At 69.5% G+C, this 2,125-nt stretch carries 2 protein-coding genes; one reads left to right on the top strand and one right to left on the bottom strand.

Annotated elements, in window-relative coordinates; translation table 11 throughout:
• Positions 1-427: 427 nt before the first annotated feature.
• A complete protein-coding gene (locus IQ216_RS13640; RefSeq protein WP_193815899.1) occupies positions 428-676 on the top strand; it encodes a DUF2811 domain-containing protein in 249 nt (82 codons plus the stop codon).
• A 250-nt stretch (positions 677-926) separates the two neighbouring features.
• Here IQ216_RS13640 and IQ216_RS13635 read toward each other — a convergent pair.
• Positions 927-2,125, bottom strand: a 1,199-nt coding sequence (locus tag IQ216_RS13635; RefSeq protein WP_193815898.1) for a GMC oxidoreductase, incomplete at its 5' end; no start/stop codon positions are given.

The following is a 2,125-nucleotide window of genomic DNA, read 5'->3' as shown; positions in this document are numbered from 1 at the left end:
GACCACCCCCTGGGCCCCCGCACCCTGCGCTCCGGTGGCGCGACGGCGTAGCCAGCCACACCTGGCGCAGTTGTCTCGCGTGGGAGCTTCGCGGCTCCAGGCCCCCAGATCAGCAAGGCTGATCATTGAAGCCTTTCCCCATGTTTTGGGGCTTTTCCCCAGATTGGCAGGGGGTTTTCCCCAGAACGGTGCTCCCGATGACCGTTGCGGCGGGGGTGCTGGGGATTTCGGCGATCTGTTCAGCGTCGTCTTGACACCGTGGCGCTGGGGCGCTCCCGGGTCGGCTGCTGCTGGTTCAGCTGATCAACAGCTGCTGCGCTGCAGCACGTCTCAGCCTGTAATGCCCTGCCGTGGTCAGGGCGCCCCGGCTTTGACGAAGGCTTGGGGATGTGGCGTACTGAGCCCCACTGCCGCAGCGCTGATGCCGATGGACTGGACCCCTCCCCCTGCCCAGGAGCCTGAGGCTGGTGATGGCGCCAGGGAAGAGTCTGCGGCGGTGCTGGAGAGCGAGGTGGCGGATGTGGTGTTCAGCGCGCTGCAGCGCTTTCTCGCCACCCACCCGGGCTGGAATCAGCATGGCCTCACAACTTCGGCCCTGGMCACATTTCTGTTCCAGAACGGTTGCACCGATGCCTGCGTGCAACAGCACTACCTGAACGGTCTGTTCCTGCTCTGAGACGCAAACACGACGCCCACTCAGAGCCTCCACTGCGAGCCAGCCGCGCCGAGCGAAGCAGCAATCGCCCATAAAAAAAGAGCGAAGGCGCCAACCTTCGCTCTCGTTCTCCCTTGCCCGACCCGGTTAAAGGTCGCCCCGCCATTGTGCGGACCAGGGGCCTCAGCGGTTGTGCCAACAGACACAGGATCTGCTCCGCTGTGGCTATCTCCTGACGCAGGGGCTACAGATGTTCCCCGCGGCACCGGGGTCAGTCCCCCCGGCGCAGTCGCCTGGTGGCGGCCTCGCAGGCTCGCCAGGTGATCGCCATGGCCGTGAGGGTGGGGCTCTGCCAGCCGGCGCCAGGCCAGCAGGCCCCATCCACCACCAGCACATTGGGGGCCCGCCAGCACTGGTTGAAGGGATTCACCACCCCCTCCTCCTCGCTGGCGGCCATGCGGGCGCCACCCAGCTCATGGATGTAGTAGCCGGGGGGCGCGGCGCCCTGGCCGGTGGCGTGGCTGGAGCGGATCCAGGGCTCCAGCAGCGGCAGCACGAACAGATCCTCCAGCGGACGGATCGCGCCCCCGGCCGCGGCCACCACGGCCTCCATGCGCTGCTGCATGTGGGCCACCATCGCGCCTTCATTCGGCCCCCAGCCCATGGAGATGTGCGGCGTCGGCAGCCCCCAGGCATCCACCTGATCGCCGTTCAGGCTGACCCGGTTGTCGGCCCGGGGCAGCACCTCGCCATGGCCGATCAGGAAGCCCACGGCCTCACCGCGGCGTCGCTGCAGCAGGCTGGGCGGATCGAAGCGCTGCACCGCCGCCCAGAGGCCGTAGCCGCGCTGGAAGCCCTCCTGGCTGGCCCCATCCAGGTTCACGGTGTTGGGGATGAAGCAGCTGCCGGCGCCGGAGAGCTCGGCGGGTTCTGGGGGCGGGGCCAGGCCGGGCACCGAGAAGAAGCGGCTGCTGGACACGTGGTCCATCAGATAGTGCCCCAGGCTGCCGGAGGGATCGATCAGCCCGCCGCGCCTGCAGGCCTCGCCGGAGTGCAGCAGGATCCGCAGCGTCTCGATCGTGGAGGCGCACAGCACCACCAGCGGCGCCTGCAGCTCCTGCCGCTCGCCGCTGTGACTGTCGACCACCACGACCCCGCGGGCCCGCTCCTGGCCCGGCTCCATCACGAGGTGGCTCACCAGGGTGCCGCTGCGCACCACGGTGCGGCCTGTGGCCACGGCCCGGGCCAGGGTGCTGCCGGGGCTCGATGAGCGGCACCAGCCGGGGCCGCGGTGCAGGTTGAAGCCCCGGGAGTGGATCAGGGGCAGGCCCAGCTCGCGGCCGATCGCCTGGCGCAGGTGCCGTTCGCCCGGGGTGAGGGGCAGGGGATCGAGGAACTGGCCGTCGGGGAGCTGGGGCAGGCCGTCGGCCTGGCCATGAACCCCCAGCAACCGCTCCAGGCGGTCGTAAT

The sequence above is a fragment of the Cyanobium sp. LEGE 06143 genome, from assembly GCF_015207535.1.
GTDB lineage: Bacteria > Cyanobacteriota > Cyanobacteriia > PCC-6307 > Cyanobiaceae > NIES-981.
The sequence above is the reverse complement of the archived record's forward strand: the minus strand, read 5'-3'. Positions and strand labels throughout refer to the sequence as shown.